The sequence below is a fragment of the Streptomyces sp. NPDC043853 genome, from assembly GCF_056436025.1.
This window is the reverse complement of sequence record NZ_JBWKDJ010000002.1, coordinates 100,920-123,719: the sequence shown is the minus strand read 5'-3', so window position 1 is coordinate 123,719 and position 22,800 is coordinate 100,920. Positions and strand designations below refer to the sequence as shown.

The 22,800-nt window shown below is 73.3% G+C and carries 27 protein-coding genes; 22 read left to right on the top strand and 5 right to left on the bottom strand.

The features are described from left to right. Positions 1-48: 48 nt before the first annotated feature. Positions 49-213, bottom strand: coding sequence for a hypothetical protein (locus tag AC067U_RS05835; RefSeq protein ID WP_478828401.1), 165 nt, complete (start codon positions 211-213; stop codon positions 49-51). 208 nt (positions 214-421) lie between these two features. On the opposite strand from AC067U_RS05835, the gene AC067U_RS05830 reads away from it, so the two are divergent. The 4 genes from AC067U_RS05830 (at position 422) to AC067U_RS05815 (ending at position 4,348) form a co-directional block, all read left to right on the top strand. After that, positions 422-1,729, top strand: a complete 1,308-nt coding sequence (locus tag AC067U_RS05830; protein ID WP_478828400.1) for an NYN domain-containing protein — start codon at positions 422-424, stop codon at positions 1,727-1,729. Between the two features lie 19 nt (positions 1,730-1,748). Next, a complete protein-coding gene (locus AC067U_RS05825) occupies positions 1,749-2,780 on the top strand; it encodes an ABC transporter ATP-binding protein (protein WP_478828399.1) in 1,032 nt (343 codons plus the stop codon). Further along, on the top strand, positions 2,777-3,574 hold the full coding sequence (locus AC067U_RS05820) for an ABC transporter permease (protein ID WP_478828398.1): 798 nt from the start codon (positions 2,777-2,779) through the stop codon (positions 3,572-3,574). Before AC067U_RS05825 ends, AC067U_RS05820 begins: the two co-directional genes overlap by 4 nt. Before the next feature lie 135 nt (positions 3,575-3,709). Further along, positions 3,710-4,348, top strand: coding sequence for a hypothetical protein (locus AC067U_RS05815; protein ID WP_478828397.1), 639 nt, complete (start codon positions 3,710-3,712; stop codon positions 4,346-4,348). 253 nt (positions 4,349-4,601) lie between these two features. Here AC067U_RS05815 and ybaK read toward each other — a convergent pair whose 3' ends face one another. Genes ybaK through AC067U_RS05800 form a run of 3 tightly spaced genes read right to left on the bottom strand, consistent with a single transcriptional unit; the run spans position 4,602 to position 7,495 of the window. Continuing rightward, positions 4,602-5,102 (bottom strand): Cys-tRNA(Pro) deacylase, encoded by a 501-nt coding sequence (gene ybaK, locus AC067U_RS05810; protein ID WP_478828396.1) that lies wholly within the window; start codon positions 5,100-5,102, stop codon positions 4,602-4,604. Positions 5,103-5,115: 13 nt separating this feature from the next. Further along, positions 5,116-5,859: an LON peptidase substrate-binding domain-containing protein gene (locus AC067U_RS05805; protein ID WP_478828395.1), complete on the bottom strand. Its 744-nt coding sequence runs from the start codon at positions 5,857-5,859 to the stop codon at positions 5,116-5,118. 34 nt (positions 5,860-5,893) lie between these two features. Continuing rightward, the gene (locus AC067U_RS05800; RefSeq protein WP_478828394.1) at positions 5,894-7,495 is read right to left on the bottom strand and encodes an oxidoreductase; all 1,602 of its coding nucleotides are present in this window, start codon (positions 7,493-7,495) and stop codon (positions 5,894-5,896) included. 128 nt (positions 7,496-7,623) lie between these two features. On the opposite strand from AC067U_RS05800, the gene hisD reads away from it, so the two are divergent. Genes hisD through hisF form a run of 8 tightly spaced genes read left to right on the top strand, consistent with a single transcriptional unit; the run spans position 7,624 to position 13,415 of the window. Continuing rightward, the gene (hisD, locus tag AC067U_RS05795; protein ID WP_478828393.1) at positions 7,624-8,973 is read left to right on the top strand and encodes a histidinol dehydrogenase; all 1,350 of its coding nucleotides are present in this window, start codon (positions 7,624-7,626) and stop codon (positions 8,971-8,973) included. 59 nt (positions 8,974-9,032) lie between these two features. Continuing rightward, complete coding sequence (locus AC067U_RS05790; protein WP_478828913.1) at positions 9,033-10,136, top strand: histidinol-phosphate transaminase; 1,104 nt, start codon at positions 9,033-9,035, stop codon at positions 10,134-10,136. Next, positions 10,133-10,726: an imidazoleglycerol-phosphate dehydratase HisB gene (hisB, locus tag AC067U_RS05785; RefSeq protein WP_478828392.1), complete on the top strand. Its 594-nt coding sequence runs from the start codon at positions 10,133-10,135 to the stop codon at positions 10,724-10,726. Before AC067U_RS05790 ends, hisB begins: the two co-directional genes overlap by 4 nt. 2 nt (positions 10,727-10,728) lie before the next feature. Next, positions 10,729-10,896 (top strand): hypothetical protein, encoded by a 168-nt coding sequence (locus tag AC067U_RS05780; protein ID WP_478828391.1) that lies wholly within the window; start codon positions 10,729-10,731, stop codon positions 10,894-10,896. After that, positions 10,893-11,531, top strand: coding sequence for an imidazole glycerol phosphate synthase subunit HisH (gene hisH / locus AC067U_RS05775; protein ID WP_478828390.1), 639 nt, complete (start codon positions 10,893-10,895; stop codon positions 11,529-11,531). Before AC067U_RS05780 ends, hisH begins: the two co-directional genes overlap by 4 nt. Continuing rightward, a complete protein-coding gene (gene priA, locus AC067U_RS05770) occupies positions 11,531-12,259 on the top strand; it encodes a bifunctional 1-(5-phosphoribosyl)-5-((5-phosphoribosylamino)methylideneamino)imidazole-4-carboxamide isomerase/phosphoribosylanthranilate isomerase PriA (RefSeq protein WP_478828389.1) in 729 nt (242 codons plus the stop codon). The genes hisH and priA overlap by 1 nt, the downstream gene beginning before the upstream one ends. Next, positions 12,256-12,663, top strand: coding sequence for a RidA family protein (locus tag AC067U_RS05765; protein WP_478828388.1), 408 nt, complete (start codon positions 12,256-12,258; stop codon positions 12,661-12,663). The genes priA and AC067U_RS05765 overlap by 4 nt, the downstream gene beginning before the upstream one ends. Then, positions 12,660-13,415 carry an imidazole glycerol phosphate synthase subunit HisF gene (gene hisF, locus AC067U_RS05760; RefSeq protein ID WP_478828387.1) on the top strand — a complete coding sequence of 252 codons (756 nt, stop codon included), beginning with the start codon at positions 12,660-12,662 and terminating at the stop codon, positions 13,413-13,415. Before AC067U_RS05765 ends, hisF begins: the two co-directional genes overlap by 4 nt. Before the next feature lie 340 nt (positions 13,416-13,755). Here hisF and AC067U_RS05755 read toward each other — a convergent pair whose 3' ends face one another. Continuing rightward, the gene (locus AC067U_RS05755) at positions 13,756-14,388 is read right to left on the bottom strand and encodes a TIGR03085 family metal-binding protein (protein WP_478828386.1); all 633 of its coding nucleotides are present in this window, start codon (positions 14,386-14,388) and stop codon (positions 13,756-13,758) included. Positions 14,389-14,480: 92 nt separating this feature from the next. On the opposite strand from AC067U_RS05755, the gene hisI reads away from it, so the two are divergent. The 10 genes from hisI to AC067U_RS05705 all read left to right on the top strand — a co-directional run bounded on the left by hisI (position 14,481) and on the right by AC067U_RS05705 (position 22,698). After that, on the top strand, positions 14,481-14,849 hold the full coding sequence (hisI, locus tag AC067U_RS05750) for a phosphoribosyl-AMP cyclohydrolase (protein WP_478828385.1): 369 nt from the start codon (positions 14,481-14,483) through the stop codon (positions 14,847-14,849). Between the two features lie 11 nt (positions 14,850-14,860). Further along, the gene (locus AC067U_RS05745; protein WP_478828384.1) at positions 14,861-16,357 is read left to right on the top strand and encodes an anthranilate synthase component I; all 1,497 of its coding nucleotides are present in this window, start codon (positions 14,861-14,863) and stop codon (positions 16,355-16,357) included. A gap of 26 nt (positions 16,358-16,383) precedes the next feature. After that, a complete protein-coding gene (locus AC067U_RS05740) occupies positions 16,384-17,073 on the top strand; it encodes a TIGR02234 family membrane protein (protein WP_478828383.1) in 690 nt (229 codons plus the stop codon). A gap of 160 nt (positions 17,074-17,233) precedes the next feature. Continuing rightward, on the top strand, positions 17,234-17,473 hold the full coding sequence (locus tag AC067U_RS05735) for an HGxxPAAW family protein (protein WP_478828382.1): 240 nt from the start codon (positions 17,234-17,236) through the stop codon (positions 17,471-17,473). A 313-nt stretch (positions 17,474-17,786) separates the two neighbouring features. Continuing rightward, the gene (locus AC067U_RS05730; RefSeq protein ID WP_478828381.1) at positions 17,787-18,230 is read left to right on the top strand and encodes a DUF2752 domain-containing protein; all 444 of its coding nucleotides are present in this window, start codon (positions 17,787-17,789) and stop codon (positions 18,228-18,230) included. A 158-nt stretch (positions 18,231-18,388) separates the two neighbouring features. Then, positions 18,389-19,198, top strand: a complete 810-nt coding sequence (trpC, locus tag AC067U_RS05725) for an indole-3-glycerol phosphate synthase TrpC (protein ID WP_478828380.1) — start codon at positions 18,389-18,391, stop codon at positions 19,196-19,198. Positions 19,199-19,208: 10 nt separating this feature from the next. Further along, the gene (gene trpM / locus AC067U_RS05720) at positions 19,209-19,454 is read left to right on the top strand and encodes a tryptophan biosynthesis modulator TrpM (protein ID WP_478828379.1); all 246 of its coding nucleotides are present in this window, start codon (positions 19,209-19,211) and stop codon (positions 19,452-19,454) included. 249 nt (positions 19,455-19,703) lie between these two features. Next, positions 19,704-20,954 (top strand): tryptophan synthase subunit beta, encoded by a 1,251-nt coding sequence (trpB, locus tag AC067U_RS05715; RefSeq protein WP_478828378.1) that lies wholly within the window; start codon positions 19,704-19,706, stop codon positions 20,952-20,954. Beyond that, positions 20,951-21,781 carry a tryptophan synthase subunit alpha gene (gene trpA / locus AC067U_RS05710; protein ID WP_478828377.1) on the top strand — a complete coding sequence of 277 codons (831 nt, stop codon included), beginning with the start codon at positions 20,951-20,953 and terminating at the stop codon, positions 21,779-21,781. The genes trpB and trpA overlap by 4 nt, the downstream gene beginning before the upstream one ends. A gap of 122 nt (positions 21,782-21,903) precedes the next feature. Further along, positions 21,904-22,698, top strand: a complete 795-nt coding sequence (locus tag AC067U_RS05705) for a DsbA family protein (RefSeq protein WP_478828376.1) — start codon at positions 21,904-21,906, stop codon at positions 22,696-22,698. Positions 22,699-22,800: the final 102 nt, after the last annotated feature.

Genomic DNA, 22,800 nt, shown 5'->3' with positions numbered 1-22,800 from the left:
GTGCCGGGGGCGCCTCGCCGTCGTGGTGCGGCTACGGCCTCAGGGACCTCAGTTGTGCCCGAACTTCCGCTGCTTGCTCTTGTGCGCCAGGTCCATGGGGCTGGGGGCGGACGACGAGGGTTCGGAGACGGACTCCGAGGTGCCCTTGGAGCTCTGCTGGCCGCTGCGCGGCTGCTGCTTCGCGGGCTGCTTCTGATTCTTGTTCTTGGCCATGGTGAAGCCTCCATGTGGGGTGTAGGGGCCAGGGCCGCCTTCAATCTCACACACCGCCGGATACGGCGCATTTTGGATCATTACTGTGCGTAGTGGCCGCCCTCCGGGCGCCCACCGTGAGATCCGCCACGCCGATGATCGAGTTCCGGCCGTCAACACCCTTGCCTTCGGGCAGACTCGGTGAAAAGCCGAGCTCTCCCGGAAGAGGGTGGAAAGCGTGGACCGCTGCGTCGTCCTGGTGGACGCCGGCTATCTGCTGGGCGCCGCCGCGAGCCTTCTCGCAGGGGAGCCGTCCCGCTCCCGCATCACCGTCGACCACGCCGCCCTCATCCAGGGGCTCCGGGAAGGCGCGGAGGCCGACACCGCCCAGCCCCTGCTCCGCATCTACTGGTTCGACGGCGCCCCCGACCGGGTCCCCCAGCCGGAGCACCGCAGGCTCCGCGTGATGCCCCGGGTCACCGTCCGGCTGGGCGCCCTGACCCGCAGCGACGGCCGCTGGGCCCAGAAGGGCGTGGACGCGGCCATGCACGCCGAGCTCACCGAACTGGCCAGAAACCGCGCCTGCTCCGACGTGGTCCTCGTCACCGGCGACGGGGACCTGCTGCCCGGCCTGATGTCCGCCAAGGAGCACGGCGTCGCCGTCCACCTGTGGGCCGTACAAGCCGCCGACGGCGACTACAACCAGTCCGAGGACCTGGTCGCCGAGGCCGACGAACGCCGGGTACTGGACCGGTCATGGATCACCCGGGCGGTCCGCGCCAAGGACCTCACCGGGCTCTGTCCGCCGCCGCCCGCCCCGCGCCCCGAGATCGCCGCCATCCTCTCCGCGCCCCTGCCCGAGGCCGCGCTCGCCGAGGCCGCCCGCAACGGCGCGGTGCCGGCCGTGCCCGGCCTGGCCGGCCCCGCGGCACCCGGGGGCCCCGCCGGGACCGTCGTCGCCCCCTCCGCCCCCGCCGGGGCCGGCCGGACCGTCCCCACGCCAAAGGACCTCGCCGGTCTCCGCCCGCCCGCCACGACCGGCGGCACCGCCACCGTTCCCAGCCCGCTGCCGCCCGCCGGCAGCGCCCTGCGCTGGTCCTCCGACAAGGGCTGGATCGACCGCGGCGGACCCCTCGGCGAGCCGGCCGAGACCGCCTCCCTGCCCACCCTCGCCCAGCTCACCAGCGCCGAGCAGCGCTGGGCCGACCGCGAGGAGGACATCACCACCGTCGGCGGCGACCCCTTCGAGGTCGGGCAGGTCTTCGCCCGCCGCTGGATGGAACGCCTCCCGGAGGCCGTCCACCTGCAGAAACTCTCCATCATGTACCCGCGGATCCCGCACCGCATCGACGGGGAGCTGTTGCGCTACGCCGCCCGGTTCGGCCTGCTCGCCCACAAGGACGACCAGATCGACGAGCACGACCGGTACGCCATCCGGGCCGGCTTCTGGCGGGAGATCGACGTACGGGCCGCCGCCGCCCCGATCGCCGCCCCGGTCGCCGCGCCGGTGACCCCGGGGGCCGGGGAGGCGCCGTAACCCCGTAGGCTGCTCCCTCGTGAGTACGGGCACTGCACAGGCGGAACACGGCACGGCGGGCGCCGCCGCCGCGGACCCGGTCTGCGTGGTGCGCGACCTCGTCAAGACCTATCCGGCGGTGCGGGGCAGGCGCGGGGCTCCCGCACTGCCCGCCGTACGGGCCACCGACGGAATCTCCCTGGACGTGCGCCGCGGCGAGATCTTCGGCCTGCTGGGACCCAACGGCGCGGGCAAGTCCACCCTCGTCCGCCAGCTCACGGGCCTGCTCCGGCCCGACTCCGGAACGGTGGAGCTGCTGGGCCACCAGATCGTGGGCCACCCCGAGCGGGCCTCCCGTCTCCTGGCCTACCTCGGGCAGGAGTCCACGGCGCTGGACGAGCTGACGGTCGCGCTGGCCGTGGAGACCACCGCGCGGCTGCGCGGGCTCGGCGCCGCCGGGGCCCGGGCGGAGCGGGACGCCGTCCTGGCCGAACTGGACCTGACCGGCATCGCCGGACGCCCCCTGAAGAAGCTGTCCGGCGGGCAGCGGCGGCTGGCCTGCTTCGCCGCCTCCCTGGTGGGGGAGCGCCCGCTGCTCGTCCTGGACGAGCCCACCACGGGCATGGACCCGGTGGCCCGACGGGCCGTCTGGGCGGCGGTGGACCGGCGGCGCGCCGAACACGGCACCACGGTCCTGCTGGTCACCCACAACGTCATCGAGGCCGAGACGGTGCTGGACCGGGTGGCCGTGATCGACCAGGGCCGGGTCATCGCCTGCGACACCCCGGCCGGGCTCAAGGCCATGGTCTCCGACGAGGTCCGGCTGGAGCTCGTGTGGCGCGAGCGTGCCCCGATGGAGGTGCCGGAGGTCGCCGAGCTCGCCGAGTCGGCGGCCGAGGCCGGCCGCAAGTGGGTGCTCCGCCTCCCGCCGGACCGGGCGCGGGCCGCGGTCGCCGCGGTGACCGGCGGGTCGGCCTTCGCCTCGCTGGACGACTTCACGCTGGCCACACCCAGCCTGGAGGACGTGTACCTGGCCCTCGGCGGCCGCACCAAGGGACTGGTCAAATCGTGACATCCGACGCCGCACCCGACGTCGCCGCACCCCACGCCGCCGCGGTCCTCGGGCCCAGGGCACGGCTCTTCCCGGCCCTGGCGGCGGTCTACCGGGCGCAGCTCAGCCGGGCCCGGGTGGCCCGGATCCCGCTGCTGTTCGTGGCCACCTTCCAGTCCGTCGGGATCATGATCCTGATGCGCGGGGTGGTGGACGGGGGCTCCGAGGCCCGCGCCGTGGTCGCCGGCTCCTCCGTCCTGGTGGTCGCCTTCGTCGCGCTCAACCTGCTGGCCCAGTACTTCGGCCAGCTGAGGGCGAGCGGCGGCCTCGACCACTACGCCACCCTGCCGGTGCCGCCCGCCTCGGTGGTGCTGGGCGCCGCCGCCGCGTACGCCTCGTTCACCCTGCCGGGCACCCTGGTCACGGCGGTCTTCGGCTGTCTGCTCTTCGGACTGCCGATGGGCGGGCTGTGGATCCTCGCCGCGGTCGTCCCGCTGGCGGGAGCGGCCCTGGCCGGGCTCGGCGCGGCCCTGGGCCTGCTGGCTCCCCGCCAGGAGCTGGCGACGCTGGCCGGCCAGCTGGGCATGTCGGCGGCCCTCCTGCTGGGGGTGCTGCCGCCGGAGCGGATGCCGGGGGTGATCGTGTGGGCGCGGGACCTGCTGCCGTCCACCTACGGGGTCGAGGCCTTCGCGCACACCTTCGCACCGCACCCGGACTGGGCCGCCGTCGCGGCCGACCTGGCCGTGTGCGGGGCGGTCGGGGTGCTGTCGCTGGCCGTCGCCACCCGGGCGTACCGGCGGGCGGCGGTCCGCTGAGGCGTCGCCGCTGCCGCGGCCGCCCTTGCGCCGTGGGGGTGTCCCGCGTGGTGTCGGCCGCCGTCGCCCCCGCGGCGTACGGGCCCGCGGTGGTCTGCTGAGGCCCCGGAGTTTTCCACCTGGCACGATGTGGGGGTGACCGAAGCCGTGACCCCGCCTCCCCCCGCCGACCCGTACGCGCCCGATCCGGAGCCCGGCCCCGACCCGGCCCGCCCGAACGACGGCGTCACCGCCGCCGACATCCGGGACGCCGCGGCCGTGACCCTGCTCGTGGGCGCGGCCGGGGTGCTGCTCGGCCTGCTGTGGGTGTGGCTGGCACCCCGGGTGCAGTACGTGTCCAACGGCGAGGCGGTGTTCCTGCGGGACACCGAGAGCGAGGCCCGGATCGGCGCGGACGGCACCTTCTTCCTGCTGTCCCTCGGACTGGGCGCGCTGAGCGCGGTCGCGGTCTTCCTGTGGCGGCGCAGGGGCGGGATCCCGCTGGTGATCGGGCTGGCCGTCGGCTCGGTGTTCGCGGCGCTCGTCGGGTGGCGGCTGGGGCTGTGGCTGGGCCCGTCCCGGGACCTGGTCGCCGCGGCGAGGGCGGCGGGGAAGGGCGTGCCGTTCGACGCGCCGCTGCAGTTGCTGGCGCACGGCATGCTCTTGGCCTGGGCGGCGGCGGCGGTGGGCGTCCACCTCGCCCTCACGGCCCTCTGGGGCCCCCGGGACCCCGCCCCGGAGCCCTGGATCCCTGGGGCACAGCCCCCGATGCCCCCGCAGGGCCCCACGCCCTAGCCGGGTGCGCTGAGCGGAAGCCTCGGGTGGGCATGGGTACACCTGAGCAGGGGTCCGGCCGCTGAGCGGGGTGTCCCGGTGTGCCCACCCGTCCCGCCTTGCGGGACGCCTGCCCACACCGGGGGTGCGCCCCGTCGGGGGCCCGGGGAACTGCGCGTGACCGGCCCGCACCGGCCCGCAGGTGAAGGAGGGATCCGGGGCGGAGTCCCGGTTTCGGGAAGGGGCGGGGTGGGGCGATGGCTCCGCGCAGCGCCTACCCGCGGGCCACCGGGGCGACGACCGCCGAGGTCAGGGCCGCCAGGTCCGCGGGGGCCAGCTCCACTTCCAGCCCCCGGCGCCCCGCCGAGACGCAGATCGTCGCGTGGGCCGAAGCCGACGCGTCCAGGACCGTACTGAGGCGGCGGCGCTGCCCGAGCGGGGAGATGCCGCCGCGGACATAGCCGGTCGTGCGTTCCGCCAGCACCGGATCGGCCATCGCGGCCCGCTTGCCGCCCACCGCCGCGGCGAGGGCCTTCAGGTCCAGCGAGGCCGACACCGGCACCACGGCCACCGTCAGCGCCCCGTCCACCTCCGCGACCAGGGTCTTGAACACCCGGTCGGCCGACACCCCCAGCGCCTCCGCGGCCTCCTCGCCGTACGAGGGGTGCGCCGGGTCGTGGTCGTAGCTGTGCACCGTGTGCGGGACCCCGGCCCCCGCGACCACCGTCAGGGCCGGGGTGCCGGTACCCGTACCGGCCTTGCTCTTCTTCCCCACGTGAGTGCCGATCTCAGTTCGGGCTCGTCGGAGCGAATGTCAGGTCGACCGCCGGCAGCGACGGCAGGTGCCGGATCACCGCGGACTCCGCCCGCAGCAGCTTGAGCTCCTCCGACAGCCGTGTCGCCGTGTCCGGCGCCTGCAGCAGCCGCTGCTTGGCCGGCACGTCCAGCACCGCCGCGGCCGCGACCAGGTACGAGACCACCGAGGGCTCGTCCGGCAGTTCCGCGCCCGCGTGGGTCAGCGACCGCTCCCTCGCACCCGCCAGCCGCTTCTGGTAGTTCCGGAACGCCCGCAGCACGCCCTCCGCGAGCGCCCCCGCGCCCTCGCCCTGGTCCTCCGGCAGCTCTTCCAGCTCCGCCACCAGGAACGGGCCGGTGGCGTCGACGGACAGCAGCCGGACCCGGATCGTGCCGGTCGCCAGCACCTCGAAGCTGCCGTCCTCCCGCTCGCGGATCGTCGCCGCGTCCGCGATGCAGCCCACCCGGTGGAAGGCCTGGATCGGGTCCGGCCCGAAGCCGGCCGCCGGGCCGCGCTCCGGCAGGGCGGTCTCGTCCGGCATGCCCGGCGCGGTCGCGGCCACCTCCCGTCCGTCGCGGATGGCGACGACGGCGAAGCGGCGCGGTTCCTCGTCACCCGTCTTCAGCAGTTCGCGCATCATGGCGCGATACCGCTCCTCGAAGACGTTGAGCGGCAGCACGAGCCCCGGGAAAAGGACCGTGTTCAGCGGGAACAGCGGCAGGCGAACGGTGGTCACGAGCCACAGGGTAATGGCCCGGGGGCCGGGCCCGTCACCCGCGACGCAGCAGCCGGGAGGCCCCCGCCGCCACGGTCGTGGCCAGGATCCAGCCCAGCATCACCAGCGCCGCCGCCCCCCACTGCCAGCCGCCCTCCACCTTCCAGTGGCCCTGCTGGCCCAGATCCACCACCGGCAGCAGCAGGTCCAGGGCGTAGAGGACCCCGTTCCAGTGCGGGGACTCGCCCGCCTTCACCGGCGGCGGCTCGTGCCGGGAGAACAGCAGGGCACCGGCTGCCCACAGCACCAGCATCCACACCGCCGCACGCCCCGGCCGGTACCCGTACGCCACCGTCCAGTCCTGCAGGTACCCCCACGCCCTGGCGGCGGGCGGCAGGGTCACCCGCCGCCTCCGCTGCTTGGCCAGCAGCACCTCCCGGGCGTCCGCGTCCTCCCCGCTCGCCCGCAGGACGGCCGCCAGCCGCTCGTAGGGCTCCGGGGAGTACTCCACCGTGGCCGCCGCCACCCATTCCAGCCGCCGGGCGAGCGGGAAGTGCCCGCGCGGGGCCAGGTTCCCGTAGGCGAAGCCCTCCATCGAGAGGCGCCCCGGGCCCGGCCAGCTGGCGGACCGGTCCACCAGCTTGTCCACCCGCGCTCCGGAGATCACCACCCGCCCGCGCTCCGGGTGCTCCCCGACGAAGCGGAACTCGGGCGTCTGGATCCGGCGCAGGGACACCTCCTGCTCCTCCGCCAGGACGAACCGGGCGCCGTAGAAGTCCACCGCGTCCCCGAAGCGGCCGTCGTCCAGCCGCAGCCCGCCCCGGCACTCGAAGTGCTGCGCCCGCCCGCCGCGCGTGGGCGGAGCCGGGGTCTGGCCCAGGCCGTACGGGGGAGTGGAGCCGCCGTCCACCCCGTAGTCCAGGGAGATCGAGGTCAGGTAGAGGGTCCGCTCCACGGTCAGCTGCGGGGCGTTCAGCGCCCGCCGCCCCGCGGGATTGACCAGTTTCGCCCCGCGTATGCTCATCGACACGCCGATCTTGGCGCCGCGCAGGCTGACCTCCCCGTACGCCTCCAGCAGTTCCGCCTGGAGGTCCTGTGCCACCGACATCCCGTCGGCGGCGATCGCCCGGCCCCGGGTGTCCCGCTGCACCACCGCCTGGCTGATCAGCAGGTCCGTGCCGATCTGCGCGTCGGTCAGCCGGATGCCCCGGGCCACCCGGCAGCGCGGCAGGTGCAGGTCACCCTCGGTGTGCAGCCGGGCCGCCTCCAGCCTGGGTATCGCACACCGCACCATCCGCAGCGTGCCGAACCGGGCCTCCGAGAGCTGCACCTCGCTGTCGAAGCGGCACGCCTGCAGCTCCACGTACGGCTCCACGGTGCCGCCGGACAGGTCCAGCCGCCCGGTGATCCGTACGCCGCGCAGTTTCAGCGAGGCCACCCGGCCCGGCACCGGCGCCGGGCCGTGGAGCAGCAGCAGGGCGACCACCTGGGCGCGGACACTGCGCTCCGGGCCCCACCCGCGGTCCCCGAACGGGTCGTCCTGGCCGGCGGCGCGGGTGCTCAGGTCGCAGACGCTGCCGGTGCGGAACGCCTGCCACATCCGCCGTTCGGCGGTGGTCAGGTCGTTCGGTTCCGTTTCGGCGCGTACCTCTGTCACGCGGTCCCCCTCCGCTCGCCCGCAACCGGCCGTACGGGAACGCTATCGGCCGGGTGTGACATCCGGGACGTGTATCAGCCAGTGATACGGGCGGACGGCGGTGGGAGCGGGTCTGAGAGAATTGGGACGTGATCTCTCGAATCGACCTGCGCGGTGACGCCCTCCCCGAGGGTGCCGCCCTGCGCGATCTGCTTCCCCGTGCCGAGTTCGACGTCGCGGCCGCCCTGGACAAGGTCCGGCCGATCTGCGAGGACGTCCATCATCGTGGCACGGCGGCGCTGATCGAGTACGCGCAGAAGTTCGACGGGGTCACCCTGGAGCGCATCCGGGTGCCCGCCGAGGCCCTGGAGAAGGCCCTCGCCGACCTCGACCCGGACGTCCGCGCCGCCCTGGAGGAGTCGATCCGGCGCGCCCGGATCGTGCACTCCGCCCAGCGCCGCACCGAGCACACCACCCAGGTGGTGCGCGGCGGCTCGGTGACCGAGAAGTGGGTCCCGGTCGAGCGCGTCGGCCTCTACGCGCCGGGCGGGCGTTCCGTCTACCCGTCCTCCGTCGTGATGAACGTGGTCCCGGCCCAGGAGGCGGGCGTCGAGTCCGTCGCCCTGGCCTCCCCGCCGCAGGCCCCGCGATTCGAAGGAGACCCAGCCGGCGGGCTGCCGCACCCGACCATCCTGGCCGCGTGCGCACTGCTCGGCGTGGACGAGGTGTACGCGGCCGGCGGTGCCCAGGCCGTAGCGATGTTCGCGTACGGCACCTCGGGACCGGACGGGTGCGCCCCGGCGAACATGGTGACCGGCCCCGGCAACATCTGGGTGGCCGCCGCCAAGCGCTACTTCACCGGGAAGATCGGCATCGACACCGAGGCCGGCCCGACCGAGATCGCGGTCCTCGCGGACTCCACCGCCGACCCGGTGCACGTCGCCGCCGACCTGATCAGCCAGGCCGAGCACGACCCGCTGGCCGCAGCGGTCCTGGTCACCGACTCCGAATGGCTGGCCGAGGCCGTCGAGCGCGAGCTGGAGACCCAGGTCGCCGCCGCCAAGCACGTCGAGGACCGGATCAAGCCGGCCCTGGAGGGCAAGCAGTCCGCGATCGTGCTGGTGCGGGACCTGGAGGACGGCCTGAAGGTCGTCGACGCGTACGGCGCCGAGCACCTGGAGATCCAGACCGCCGACGCCGCGGAGTGGGCCGCCAGGGTCCGCAACGCCGGCGCGGTCTTCGTCGGCCCCTGGGCCCCGGTCTCCCTCGGCGACTACTGCGCCGGCTCCAACCACGTGCTGCCCACCGGCGGCTGCGCCTGCCACTCCTCGGGCCTGTCCGTGCAGTCCTTCCTGCGCGGCATCCACATCGTCGACTACACGCGCGACGCCCTGGCCGAGGTCACCCACCACGTGGTGACGCTCGCCGAGGCCGAGGACCTGCCCGCGCACGGGGCGGCCCTCAAGGCGAGGTTCGGATGGAAGGTTCCCGGCCAGTGAGCAACACCAGCAACGCCAGCAATGCCAGCAACACGGGCAACACCGGCAACGCCCGCACCATCGGCATCGACGACCTCCCCATCCGGGACGAGCTCCGCGGCAAGAGCCCGTACGGCGCCCCCCAGCTCGACGTCCCCGTCCAGCTGAACACCAACGAGAACCCGTACCCGCTCCCCGAGGAGCTCGTACGGCGGATCGCCGAGCGGGTCGCCGAGGCCGCCCGCGGCCTCAACCGCTACCCCGACCGGGACGCCGTCGAACTCCGCACCGAGCTCGCCGCGTACCTGACCCGCACCGGCAAGCACCCGGTCGGCAAGGAGAACGTCTGGGCGGCCAACGGCTCCAACGAGGTGCTCCAGCAGCTGCTGCAGACCTTCGGCGGCCCCGGCCGCACCGCCATCGGCTTCGAGCCCTCGTACTCGATGCACGCGCTCATCGCCCGCGGCACCGGCACCGGCTGGATCTCCGGCCCCCGCAACGAGGACTTCACCATCGACCTCGGTGCCGCCCTCGCGGCCATCGCCGAGCACGCCCCGGACGTCGTCTTCATCGCCTCGCCCAACAACCCCACCGGGACCGCCGTCGAGGCGGAGACCGTGCTGGCCGTGTACGAGGCGGCGCAGGCCGCGAAGCCCTCCCTGGTGATCGTCGACGAGGCCTACGTGGAGTTCTCCCACCGGGATTCCCTGCTGCCGCTGATCGAGGGCCGCCCGAACCTGGTGGTCTCCCGGACCATGTCCAAGGCCTTCGGAGCGGCCGGACTGCGCCTGGGCTACCTCGCGGCCCACCCCGCCGTGGTCGACGCCGTCCAGCTGGTACGCCTGCCGTACCACCTCTCCGCCGTCACCCAGGCCACGGCCCTGGCCGCCCTGGAGCACACCGACACCCTGCTCGGCTACGTCGAGCAGCTCAAGGCCGAGCGGGACCGCCTGGTCGCCGAACTGCGCGCGATCGGCTACGAGGTCACCGACTCGGACGCGAACTTCGTCCAGTTCGGCAAGTTCGCCGATTCCCACACCGCCTGGCAGCAGATCCTCGACCGGGGCGTCCTGGTCCGGGACAACGGCGTACCGGGATGGCTGCGGGTCACCGCCGGCACCCCGGCAGAGAACGACGCGTTCCTGGAAGCGGTTCGCGCACTGAAGAAGGAGCAGCAGGCATGAGCCGCATCGGACGGGTCGAACGCACCACCAAGGAGACCTCGGTCCTGGTCGAGATAGACCTCGACGGCACCGGCAAGGTCGACGTGTCCACCGGCGTGGGCTTCTACGACCACATGCTCGACCAGCTCGGCCGCCACGGTCTGTTCGACCTCACCGTCAAGACCGACGGCGACCTGCACATCGACTCCCACCACACCATCGAGGACACCGCCCTCGCGCTCGGCGCCGCCTTCAAGCAGGCGCTCGGCGACAAGGTGGGCATCTACCGCTTCGGCAACTGCACCGTGCCGCTGGACGAGTCCCTCGCCCAGGTCACCGTCGACCTCTCCGGCCGCCCCTACCTCGTGCACACCGAGCCCGAGAACATGGCGCCGATGATCGGCGAGTACGACACCACCATGACGCGCCACATCCTGGAGTCCTTCGTGGCCCAGGCCCAGATCGCGCTGCACGTGCACGTCCCGTACGGCCGCAACGCCCACCACATCGTCGAGTGCCAGTTCAAGGCCCTGGCCCGCGCGCTGCGCTACGCCTCCGAGCACGACCCGCGTGCCGCCGGCATCCTCCCCTCCACGAAGGGTGCCCTGTAGTCGTGACCGGCCTGTCCACCATCCTGATCGTCGTCGGCCTCTTCCTGGCCGGCGGCGTCTACTCGTTCCAGAAGCAGAAAATGCCGAAATCGGTGATTTTCCTGCTCGCCATCGGCTCCGTGATGTGCCTGGTCGCCGGAGTCCTGCGGATCCAAGGAATCTGGGCATGAGCAAGAAGAACGTCGTCGTCTTCGACTACGGCTTCGGCAACGTCCGCTCCGCCGAGCGGGCGCTCGCCCGCGTCGGCGCGGACGTCGAGATCACCCGCGACTACGACAAGGCCATGGACGCCGACGGACTCCTCGTCCCCGGCGTCGGCGCCTTCGCCGCCTGCATGCAGGGACTCAAGGACGCCCGCGGCGACTGGATCGTCGGCCGCCGGCTCTCCGGCGGACGCCCCGTCATGGGCATCTGCGTCGGCATGCAGATCCTCTTCGAGCGCGGCATCGAACACGGGGTCGAGACCGAAGGGCTCGACCAGTGGCCCGGCACCGTCGAACCGCTGAAGGCCCCCGTCGTCCCGCACATGGGCTGGAACACCGTCGACGCCCCAGCCGACAGCCAGGCGTTCGCCGGCCTGGACGCCGACGCCCGGTTCTACTTCGTGCACTCCTACGCGGTCCGCGAATGGACCCTGGAGGTCGGCAACCCGAACATCCGCGCACCCAAGGTCACCTGGGCCACCCACGGCGAGCCCTTCGTCGCGGCGGTGGAGAACGGGGCCCTGTGGGCCACCCAGTTCCACCCCGAGAAGTCCGGCGACGCCGGAGCCCGGCTCCTCACCAACTGGATCGAGACCCTCTGATGCCGAAAACGCTCGAACTGCTCCCGGCCGTGGACGTCCGCGACGGCCAGGCGGTCCGCCTCGTCCACGGCGAGTCCGGCTCCGAGACCTCCTACGGGTCCCCGCTCCAGGCGGCCCTCGCCTGGCAGGCCGCCGGCGCCGAATGGCTCCACCTGGTCGACCTGGACGCCGCCTTCGGCACCGGCGACAACCGTGACCTGGTCGCCGAGATCACCGGCGCCATGGACATCAAGGTCGAACTCTCCGGCGGCATCCGCGACGACGCCACCCTCGCCAAGGCCCTGGCCACCGGCTGCACCCGGGTCAACCTCGGCACCGCGGCCCTGGAGACCCCCGAATGGGTCGCCAAGGTCATCGCAGAGCACGGCGAGAAGATCGCCGTCGGCCTCGACGTGGTCGGCACCACCCTCAAGGGCCGCGGCTGGACCAGCGAGGGCGGCGACCTCTACGAGACCCTGGCCCGCCTCGACTCCGAGGGCTGCGCCCGGTACGTCGTCACCGACATCGGCAAGGACGGCACCCTGACCGGCCCCAACCTGGAGCTGCTGAAGAACGTCTGCGCCGCGACCGACAAGCCGGTCGTCGCCTCCGGCGGCGTCTCCTCGCTGGACGACCTGCGCGCCCTGTCCGGCCTGGTCTCCCTCGGCGTCGAGGGCGCCATCGTCGGCAAGGCCCTGTACGCCAAGGCCTTCACCCTGCAGGAGGCACTGGAGGTGGTCTCGGCATGAGCGAGCGCACCGGCGAGATCAAGCGCATCTCCTCCGGCGGCCCCTGGGAGGACGTGATCGCGTACTCCCGCGCCGTCGAACTGCCCAACGGCATGGTGCTGGTCTCCGGCTGCACCTCCGTGGTCGACGGGTCCGTCGTCTACGGCAACCCGTACGAGCAGACGGTCAACTCCTTCAACGTGGCCCTGGGGGCCCTGGAACAGGCGGGGCTCGGCGCGCAGGACGTGGTCCGCACCCGCATGTACCTCACCCACGCCCGGGACGTCGACGAGGTGGGCCGCGCCCACAAGGCCCTCTTCGACAAGGCCCGCCCGGCCAGCACGATGGTCATCGTCGCCGGCCTGGTCGACCCCAACCTGGTCGTCGAGGTCGAGGTCGAGGCGTACCGGGGAGGTGCGGCATGACCCTCGCGGTACGAGTGATCCCCTGCCTGGACGTGGACAACGGCCGGGTGGTGAAGGGGGTCAACTTCCAGAACCTGCGCGACGCGGGCGACCCCGTCGAGATGGCCAAGCTCTACGACGCCGAAGGCGCCGACGAGCTGACCTTCCTCGACATCACGGCCTCCTCGGGCAACCGGGAGACCACCTACGACGTGGTGCGCCGCACCGCCGAGCAGGTCTTCATCCCGCTCACGGTGGGCGGCGGCGTCCGCACCGCCGACGACGTGGACAAGCTGCTGCGGGCCGGCGCGGACAAGGTCGGCGTCAACACCGCGGCCATCGCCCGGCCCGAGCTGATCCAGGAGATCGCCGAGCGCTTCGGCCGCCAGGTGCTCGTCCTGTCCGTCGACGCCCGACGCACCCCGTCCGGCTCCTTCGAGGTCACCACGCACGGCGGCCGCAAGGGCACCGGCATCGACGCGGTCGAGTGGGCGCACCGGGCGGCCGAGCTCGGCGCGGGCGAGATCCTGCTCAACTCGATGGACGCCGACGGCACCAAGGACGGCTACGACATCGAGATGATCGCGGCCGTGCGCAAGCACGTCACCGTGCCGGTGATCGCCTCCGGCGGAGCGGGCAGGCTGGCCGACTTCCCGCCGGCCATCGAGGCGGGCGCGGACGCCGTGCTGGCCGCCTCCGTGTTCCACTTCGGTGACCTGCGCATCGGCGAGGTCAAGGACGCGCTCCGCGGGGCGGGCCACCCGGTCCGCTGACCCGCTGCGCGGCGCCGCAGCCCCTGTCCCGTCGGGCGGGACACCCTCCCCGGTCCGGGGCGGCCCCGTCATACCGGGCCTGCGGCGCCGTCGTGGCCGTTCGCGCAGTCCCCGCGCCCCTGGCGACGCCGGCGGCGCCGGACTCCGGGGCGCGGCCCAGCCGGTTCCGGGGCGGAGCCCCGGACGGAGTCTGGGGGAGGGCGGGGTGGGGTGGGGAAATGCCCCGCGCAGCGGAGCCCCGCCCCGCGCGGGGCAGCGCCGAGGCAAGGCCCACGCAGCGGAACCCGCCCGGCGGGGAGCCCGCCCGCCCAGCCCTGCACAGCGCGGCGACGGAGCCCCGTCAGAGCCCGAGCTTCGCCGTCGTCAGCGAAGCGATGGCCGGCTTCTCGCCCTCCAGGTCGATCTGTGCCGCCGCCTGCCGGCCGAAGCAGAACAGGGTCAGCTCGCCCGGCTCCCCGGTGACCGTGACCACGGGCGTTCCCTTGCGGGCGACCGCCGTACGGCCGTCCGGGCGGCGCAGCACCAGCCCGACCGGGGAACGGCGCCCGGTCAGCCGCGCCAGCTTCTCCAGCCGGCTCCACAGCGCGTCCGAGAACACCGGGTCCAGCTCCCGCGGCGACCAGTCCGGCTGCGCCCGGCGGACGTCCTCCGCGTGGACGTAGAACTCCACCGCGTTCGCCGCCTCGTCGATCGGCTTCAGCGCGTACGGCGACAGCCTCGGCGGGCCGGTGCGGATCAGCTGGATCAGTTCCTCGTACGGTTTGGCCGCGTACTCGGCCATCGCCCGGTCCAGCCGGTCCTTCAGCACACCCAGCAGCAGGCCCCCCGCGGCGTCCGGCCGGCGCTCCCGTACGACCACGTGCGCGGCCAGATCGCGGCAGGCCCAGCCCTCGCACAGCGTGGGGGCCTCCGGCCCGGCCGCCTCCAACAGGTCCGCCAGCAGCAGACGTTCCCGCTTCGCATGCGTCGACATGCGGCAAGACTACGGCGCGGACCTGACAGATGCCCGCTCATCAGGCGGACGGCCCGTCCGGCCCCGCCGCCGCGCGCGGCACAATGGCACGCATGAGTACCACCCCCCGACCCAGCGACCTCGACCCGGCCATCGCCGCCCGCCTCAAGCGGTCCCCGGACGGCCTGGTGCCCGCCATCGCCCAGCAGTACGACACCGGCGAGGTGCTCATGCTCGGCTGGATGGACGACGAGGCCCTGCACCGCACCCTGACCACCGGGCGCTGCACCTACTGGTCCCGCAGCCGCCAGGAGTACTGGGTCAAGGGGGACACCTCCGGCCACTTCCAGCACGTGAAGTCGGTGGCACTCGACTGCGACGCCGACACCGTCCTCGTCAAGGTCGACCAGGTCGGCGCCGCCTGCCACACCGGGGCCCGCACCTGCTTCGACGCCGACGTCCTGCCGCTCTCGCACAGGTAAGGTCCCAGAACATGGATCTTGAGACGTTCCGCAAGCTCGCGGACGACCGCCGTGTCATCCCCGTCAGCCGCCGCCTGCTGGCCGACGGAGACACCCCCGTCGGCCTCTACCGGAAGCTGGCCGCCGAACGCCCGGGCACCTTCCTCCTGGAGTCCGCCGAGAACGGACGCTCTTGGTCCCGCTACTCCTTCGTCGGAGTCCGCTCCGACGCCACCCTGACCGTCCGGGACGGCCAGGCGCACTGGATCGGCACCCCGCCCGTGGGCGTGCCCGTGGACGGCGACCCGCTGGAGGCGCTGCGCCGCACCGTCGACACCCTGCACACCCCGCGCGACCTGACGTCACGGCTGGGCGAGACGATGCCCCCGTTCACCGGCGGCATGGTCGGCTACCTCGGCTACGACATCGTCCGCCGCCTGGAGCGCATCGGCGAGCACGGGACCGACGACCTCCGGCTGCCCGAGCTGACCATGCTGCTCACCTCCGACCTGGCGGTCCTCGACCACTGGGACGGCACGGTCCTGCTCATCGCCAACGCCATCAACCACAACGACCTCGACTCCGGGGTCGACGAGGCCTACGCGGACGCCGTGGCCCGTCTGGACGCCATGGAGGCGGACCTCGCCCGGCCCGCGCCGTACGCGCCGGCCCCGCTGCCGCCGTCCGAGCTGCCCGAGTTCTCCGGCCTGTGGGGCGGCGAGAAGTACCAGGCCGCCGTCGAGGACATCAAGGAGCGGATCCGGGCCGGCGAGGCCTTCCAGGTGGTGCCCTCGCAGCGGTTCGAGACGCCCTGTGCGGCCAGTGCCCTCGACGTGTACCGGGTGCTGCGGGCCACCAACCCCTCGCCGTACATGTACCTCTTCCGGTTCGACGGCTTCGACGTGGTCGGCTCCAGCCCGGAGGCCCTCGTCAAGGTCGAGGACCGGCGGGCCATGGTCCACCCGATCGCCGGCACCCGCCACCGGGGGGCCACCCCGCAGGCCGACCACGACCTCGCCGAGGAGCTGCTCGCGGACCCGAAGGAGCGGGCCGAGCACCTCATGCTCGTCGACCTGGCCCGCAACGACCTGGGCCGGGTCTGCGAGCCGGGCTCCGTCGAGGTCGTCGACTTCATGTCGATCGAGCGGTACTCCCACGTCATGCACATCGTCTCGACCGTGACCGGCCGGGTCGCCGAGGGCAAGACCGCCTTCGACGTGCTGACCGCCTGTTTCCCCGCCGGCACCCTGTCCGGGGCGCCCAAGCCGCGCGCCATGCAGATCATCGAGGAACTGGAGCCCACCCGCCGCGGGCTGTACGGCGGCTGCGTCGGCTACCTCGACTTCGCCGGGGACTCCGACACCGCCATCGCCATCCGCACCGCCGTGCTGCGCGACGGCACCGCGTACGTGCAGGCCGGGGCGGGTGTGGTCGCCGACTCGGTGCCCGAGGCGGAGGACAACGAGTGCCGCAACAAGGCGGCCGCGGTGCTGCGGGCCGTGGGAGCGGCCAACCGCCTCCACGGCTGAGACGGGCGTAGGGGATAGTGGGGTACGTGAGTGCCGTACCCCCACCCCGTTCCGATGCCTCCGACGCGGCCGGTGCCTCCGCCGAGGCCGCCACGGCCGGCGGCTCCGCCGCTGCCTCCGGCCGTGGCTCCGGCCGCCGCAGCGTGGCGATCGCGCTGCTGCTCGGTGCCCTGGGCGCCACCGTCGTGCTGCTGGCCTCCGGCCGGGTCTGGGCCCGCGGCACCGCCGCGATCGCGGACTCCTCGATGGCGCTGAGCGCCGAGGGCCGTGAGGTCACCGGTGTGCCGGCCGCCCTGGCCATCGTCGGCCTGGCGGCCCTGGTGGCCGTGTTCGCCGTCCGGAGCAAGGGCCGCCTGACGGTGGCCGCGGTGCTGGCGCTGAGCGGCCTGGGCGCCGCCGCGGCGGCGCTGGCCGGCGCCTCGGACCGGGCCGCGCTGGACGACGAGGCCGCCCGTACCACCGCGGACACCGCCGCGAGGGTGGCCGGGCTCACCCACACCGCCTGGCCGTACGTCACCGCCGCGGGCGGACTGCTGATCCTCCTCGCCGGACTGCTGGCCCTGCGCTACGGGCGGACCTGGCCCGCGATGGGCGGCAGGTACGAGCGGGAGGGCACCGCCCGGCCCCGGTCGCGCGGCGGGTCGGCCGCGGCGGACCCGGACCGGCCCGAGGAACTCTGGAAGGCCCTGGACCGCGGCGAGGACCCGACCGGCTGAACCGGCGGCGCCGGGCAGCCCGTCAACCCGGGGCCCGTGCGGTCCGTCAACCCGGACCCGCCGAACCCGGACCCGCTGAGGCCGGGTCACGTGCGGTGCGGAAGAATGATGCGCGAGCGTGCTACACAGCGCGTTCGGACAGAGCAACGAGGAGCAACTCATGGCGGGCAGCAGCCACGGACACACCCCGGCCGCCTGGACCGGTGTCACCATCGCCTTCATCGGTTTCTGCGTTTCCGGCGCCTTCATGGTGCTGGCCAACCCGCTCGGTTTCTGGGCCGGCATGGTGATCGTCGCGATCGGTGGCGTCGTCGGCATGGCGATGCGTGCGGCCGGCATGGGCGCGAAGAAGCCGGAGCACAAGGACCTGGCCGAGGTCATCGCCGCCAAGACCGCCTGAGCGTTTCGCGGCCGCTGCAGGGGCGCACCCGTCCGGGCTGCGCCCTTTGCCGTACCCCCCGCCATGCGGGCGTCCCGCCCCGGTGTGGGCAGGCGTCACGCAGGGCGGGACGGGTGGGCACACCGGGACACCCCGCTCAGCGGCCGTACCTCCGCTTTGCCGGGCGCGGCCGAGCGGGGCTGCGGGCGTGTGCGCGGCGGCTCCGGTGCCGTGTGCCCACCCGTGCCGCCCTGCGGCACGCCTGCCCACACGGCGGCGGGGCACGCCTGCCCACACGGCGGCCGAGGACGGCCCCGCAGGGGACAATCGGGCCATGGACGCCCTTCATCCGCCCGCGCCCACGCCCAGGCGGCAGAGCACGCGACTGCGGCGCCTCGCGGCACCGGTCGCCACCGCCGCGGCGGCGGTCGCCGCGTTCGCGTACGTCGGCGCCGTCGATCCGAACGAGCCCGGCCATTACCCGGTCTGCCCCCTCTTCCGGCTGACCGGAATACTCTGCCCCGGCTGCGGCGGCCTCCGCAGCGCCCATGCCTTCGCGCACGCCGACCTGATCACCGCGGCAGGCGCGAACGCCCTCGCGGTCCTCGCCTACCTCGCTTTCGCGGCCTATCTGGCCGTGTGGCTGAAACGCGCCTATGCGGGCGGCCCTGCCCCCCGTATCGCCATGAAATCGCAAGGCTGGTGGGCCCTCGGTATCCTTGGCCTGGCCTTCGCCGTTGTCCGGAATCTGCCCATCGGCACATGGTTGGCACCGTGATCCGTCAGGTGCGCCTTGGATTCCGAATGTCCGGGTGGTGGGATGGCGTCAACCGCATGCCGGGCGGGACCGCTCGGCCGGATACCATTTGATTGCTGACCATGAGGCAGTCGAACCGACCCTGAACCAGCCATCCGACCCGGAAGGGGGCCGCTCGCGTGAGTGTGCTCGACGAGATCATCGAAGGGGTCCGCGAAGACCTTGCCGAACGGCAGGCTCGCGTCAGCCTCGACGAGCTCAAGGAGCGTGCCGCCAAGGCGCCCCGCGCGAAGGACGGCGTCGCGGCCCTGCGCGGCGACGGCGTCAAGGTGATCTGCGAGGTCAAGCGCTCCAGCCCCTCCAAGGGCGCGCTGGCCGCGATCGCCGACCCGGCGGGGCTCGCCGCCGACTACGAGGCGGGCGGTGCCGCGGTCATCTCGGTCCTCACCGAGCAGCGCCGATTCGGCGGCTCGCTGGCCGACCTGGAGGCCGTCCGCGCCCGCGTGGACATCCCGATCCTCCGCAAGGACTTCATCGTCACGGCGTACCAGCTGTGGGAGGCCCGCGCCTACGGTGCCGACCTCGCCCTGCTGATCGTCGCGGCCCTGGAGCAGGAGGCCCTGGTCTCCCTCATCGAGCGTGCCGAGTCCATCGGCCTGACCCCGCTGGTCGAGGTCCACGACGAGGAAGAGGTCGAGCGGGCCGTCGCCGCCGGCGCCCGGATCATCGGTGTCAACGCGCGCAACCTGAAGGACCTGAAGGTGGACCGTTCCACCTTCGAGCGGGTCGTTCCGGAGATCCCGGCGCACATCGTCAAGGTCGCCGAGTCCGGCATTCGCGGGCCGCACGACCTGATCGCGTACGCCAACGAGGGCGCCGACGCCGTCCTCGTCGGAGAGTCCCTGGTCACCGGTCGCGACCCGAAGGCGGCCGTCGCCGACCTCGTCGCCGCCGGCGCCCACCCCGCTCTGCGCCACGGCCGGAGCTGAACCACCGCCCATGACCGCCACCCGCCCGCGCACCCGCCGCCGTCCCGAGGGCCACATCGGCCCCGGGCCGCGCGTCGGCGTGCCCGGGACGGCGGTGCAGGCCCGTGATCCGCACGCCTGCCTGGCCCGGGGCCGCAAGCCCCGCGGCTGCCGGGCACCGGCCCGGCGGGTGCTCGGCCGCCGGGTGCGGTACGTGATCGGCTCCGAGCCGGGACAGGTCAACGGCATGCGATGGCGCGCCGGAGGCGCGCCGTAGCGCAGCCACGGCACGGTGGGCACCGGCGAGCACGCCGGCGTCCGTACCGTCCGCGGTGCCCTCCGCTTGCCGCCGTGGGCCGACCGGCCCCGGCCGCAAGCTGCTCCGCCCATTTCGGCATACCCACACCCGGGGTCTCCCCGGCCGGTCGGCGATACCCGTTTACGGTGGTTTCGCCCCGGTGTGGGCCGTCTGGGCCGACGGCGCAATACGTTGTTCCCAACCGTCGCTTCCGTAGGAGTTCTGGCCATGTCCAGCGAGCAGTTCTTCATCCCGGACCCGGAGGGTCACGTCCCCAACGCCGAGGGCTACTTCGGTGCCTTCGGCGGCAAGTTCATCCCGGAGGCGCTGGTCGCCGCGGTGGACGAGGTCGCCGTCGAGTACGAGAAGGCCAAGGGCGACCCGGCCTTCGCGGCCGAGCTCAACGACCTGCTCGTCAACTACACCGGCCGCCCCAGCGCCCTCACCGAGGTGCCCCGCTTCGCCGAGCACGCCGGCGGCGCGCGGATCTTCCTCAAGCGGGAGGACCTGAACCACACCGGCTCGCACAAGATCAACAACGTGCTGGGGCAGGCGCTGCTCACCAAGCGCATGGGCAAGACCCGCGTGATCGCCGAGACCGGCGCCGGGCAGCACGGCGTGGCCACCGCCACCGCCTGCGCCCTGTTCGGCCTCGACTGCACCATCTACATGGGCGAGATCGACACCCAGCGGCAGGCCCTCAACGTGGCCCGCATGCGCATGCTGGGCGCCGAGGTCATCGCGGTGAAGTCGGGTTCCCGCACCCTCAAGGACGCCATCAACGAGGCGTTCCGCGACTGGGTCGCCAACGTCGACCAGACCCACTACCTCTTCGGCACCGTCGCCGGCCCGCACCCCTTCCCGGCCATGGTCCGCGACTTCCACCGGGTCATCGGCGTCGAGGCCCGCCGCCAGATCCTGGAGCGCGCCGGCCGCCTGCCCGACGCCGTCGCGGCCTGCGTCGGCGGCGGCTCCAACGCCATCGGCCTGTTCCACGCCTTCATCCCGGACGCCTCCGTCCGCCTCGTCGGCCTGGAGCCGGCCGGCCACGGCGTCGAGACCGGCGAGCACGCGGCCACCCTGACCGCCGGTGAGCCGGGCATCCTGCACGGCTCCCGCAGCTACGTCCTCCAGGACGAGGAGGGCCAGATCACCGAGCCCTACTCGATCTCGGCCGGCCTGGACTACCCGGGCATCGGCCCGGAGCACGCCTACCTCAAGGACAGCGGCCGCGGCGAGTACCGCGCGGTCACCGACGACGCCGCCATGCAGGCCCTGCGCCTGCTCTCCCGCACCGAGGGCATCATCCCTGCCATCGAGTCCTCGCACGCGCTCGCGGGCGCCCTGGACCTCGGCAAGGAGCTGGGCAAGGACGGCCTGATCATCGTCAACCTGTCCGGTCGCGGCGACAAGGACATGGACACGGCAGCCCGCTACTTCGGGCTCTACGACAACGAGGCCGAGGGGGAGTCGAAGTGACCACCGCCGAGAACAAGACCGGCAGCATCCAGCTGCTCAGCGACACCCTGGCCAAGGCCAAGTCCGAGGACCGGGCCGCCCTGGTCGCCTACCTCCCGGCGGGTTTCCCGACCGTGGACGGCGGCATCGAGGCCGTGAAGGCCGCCCTGGCCGGCGGCGCGGACATCGTCGAGGTCGGCCTGCCGCACAGCGACCCGGTCCTGGACGGCCCGATCATCCAGACCGCCGACGACATCGCGCTGCGCGGCGGCGTGAAGATCGCCGACGTGCTGCGCACGGTCCGCGAGGCGTACGCGGCGACCGGCGCGCCGATCCTCGTCATGACCTACTGGAACCCGATCGACCGCTACGGCGTCGAGCGGTTCACGCAGGAGCTCGCGGCGGCCGGCGGGGCCGGCTGCATCCTGCCCGACCTGCCGGTCCAGGAGTCCGCGCTGTGGCGCGAGCACGCCGCGAAGCACGGTCTGGCGACCGTGTTCGTGGTCGCCCCGTCCAGCAAGGACGAGCGCCTGGCCACCATCACGGCGGCCGGCAGCGGCTTCGTCTACGCGGCCTCGCTGATGGGCGTCACCGGCACCCGCGAGTCCGTGGGCACGCAGGCCCAGGAACTGGTCGAGCGGACCCGCCGCACCACCGAACTGCCCGTCTGCGTGGGACTCGGCGTCTCCAACGCCGTCCAGGCCAAGGAGGTCGCCGCCTTCGCCGACGGAGTGATCGTCGGCTCGGCCTTCGTGAAGCTGCTGCTGGACGCGCCCGACCTGCCGGCCGGGCTGGCCGCCGTACGCGCCCTGGCCGGCGAGCTCGCGGACGGCGTCCGCCGCGGCTGAACGTATGACTGCTGACGCACGCGTGTTCACACGACCGCGCGCGGACGGGGTTCTGTAGCCCGATCGGGTGGAACCGGTCGCGGGGAGGCACTGGGGTGCCTCCCCGCTTCGTTTGCCGGGACGTGAGCGAGAAGAACGACGGTGCGAACCGCGATGCGAAACGATCGGCCCGGGAGCGACTCCAAGAGGAGCGGGAACGGGAGAGGGGCCGGGAGAAGCGCCGGCGGACCCTCCTGGTGACCGCCACGGTGGTCGGCGTACTCGGCCTGGCGGCCGTCGTCGGCGTGATCGCGGCCAATGCGGGCAAGAACGACGGCGGCGCCGAGGCCGGCCCGGCCGTCGCACCGTCCGGAGCCGTCGGCAAGGACGCGCTCGCCATCCAGACCGGCAAGGACTCCGCCAAGTCCACCCTCACGGTCTGGGAGGACTTCCGCTGCCCGGCCTGCAAGTCCTTCGAGAACAACTACCGCGAGGTCATCCACGAGCTGGAGGACAAGGGCCTGCTCAAGGCCGAGTACCACCTGGTCACGCTGATCGACAACAACATGCGCGGCAGCGGCTCGCTCAAGGCGGCCAACGCGGCGGCCTGCGCCCAGGACGCGGGCAAGTTCGCCCCGTACCACGACGTGCTCTTCGTCAACCAGCCGCCGGAGATCGAGGACGCCTACGCCAAGGACGCGAAGCTGCTGGAGCTGGCCGGGAAGGTGCCGGGGCTGGACACGGACGAGTTCCGGGCCTGCGTGGAGAAGGGCACCCACAACAGCTGGGTGGCCAAGTCCTACGACGCCTTCAAGGCGGGGAACTTCCGGGGCACCCCGACCGTCCTGCTGAACGGCAAGGACATCTTCGGCGACCAGGCGAACCCGATGACCCCGCAGAAGCTCAAGGCCGCCGTGGAGCAGGCGGCCAAGGGCTGACGGCCTGATCGCGGGACAGGCTGATCCATCGGGGGTGATCCTCGGGGGACTTCCGTGCGACGGTTTGGTTTCGTCTTGCCGGGCGGGTTGCGGTGCGTACCG

Excerpts from the sequence above, each read along its gene's own strand:
- AC067U_RS05835 (WP_478828401.1), bottom strand. The coding sequence starts at position 213 with ATGGCCAAGAACAAGAATCAGAAGCAGCCCGCGAAGCAGCAGCCGCGC.
- hisB (WP_478828392.1), top strand. The coding sequence starts at position 10,133 with ATGAGCCGCATCGGACGGGTCGAACGCACCACCAAGGAGACCTCGGTC.
- hisH (WP_478828390.1), top strand. The coding sequence starts at position 10,893 with ATGAGCAAGAAGAACGTCGTCGTCTTCGACTACGGCTTCGGCAACGTC.
- priA (WP_478828389.1), top strand. The coding sequence starts at position 11,531 with ATGCCGAAAACGCTCGAACTGCTCCCGGCCGTGGACGTCCGCGACGGC.
- AC067U_RS05765 (WP_478828388.1), top strand. The coding sequence starts at position 12,256 with ATGAGCGAGCGCACCGGCGAGATCAAGCGCATCTCCTCCGGCGGCCCC.
- hisF (WP_478828387.1), top strand. The coding sequence starts at position 12,660 with ATGACCCTCGCGGTACGAGTGATCCCCTGCCTGGACGTGGACAACGGC.
- AC067U_RS05755 (WP_478828386.1), bottom strand. The coding sequence starts at position 14,388 with ATGTCGACGCATGCGAAGCGGGAACGTCTGCTGCTGGCGGACCTGTTG.
- hisI (WP_478828385.1), top strand. The coding sequence starts at position 14,481 with ATGAGTACCACCCCCCGACCCAGCGACCTCGACCCGGCCATCGCCGCC.
- AC067U_RS05745 (WP_478828384.1), top strand. The coding sequence starts at position 14,861 with ATGGATCTTGAGACGTTCCGCAAGCTCGCGGACGACCGCCGTGTCATC.
- AC067U_RS05735 (WP_478828382.1), top strand. The coding sequence starts at position 17,234 with ATGGCGGGCAGCAGCCACGGACACACCCCGGCCGCCTGGACCGGTGTC.
- AC067U_RS05730 (WP_478828381.1), top strand. The coding sequence starts at position 17,787 with ATGGACGCCCTTCATCCGCCCGCGCCCACGCCCAGGCGGCAGAGCACG.
- trpM (WP_478828379.1), top strand. The coding sequence starts at position 19,209 with ATGACCGCCACCCGCCCGCGCACCCGCCGCCGTCCCGAGGGCCACATC.
- trpB (WP_478828378.1), top strand. The coding sequence starts at position 19,704 with ATGTCCAGCGAGCAGTTCTTCATCCCGGACCCGGAGGGTCACGTCCCC.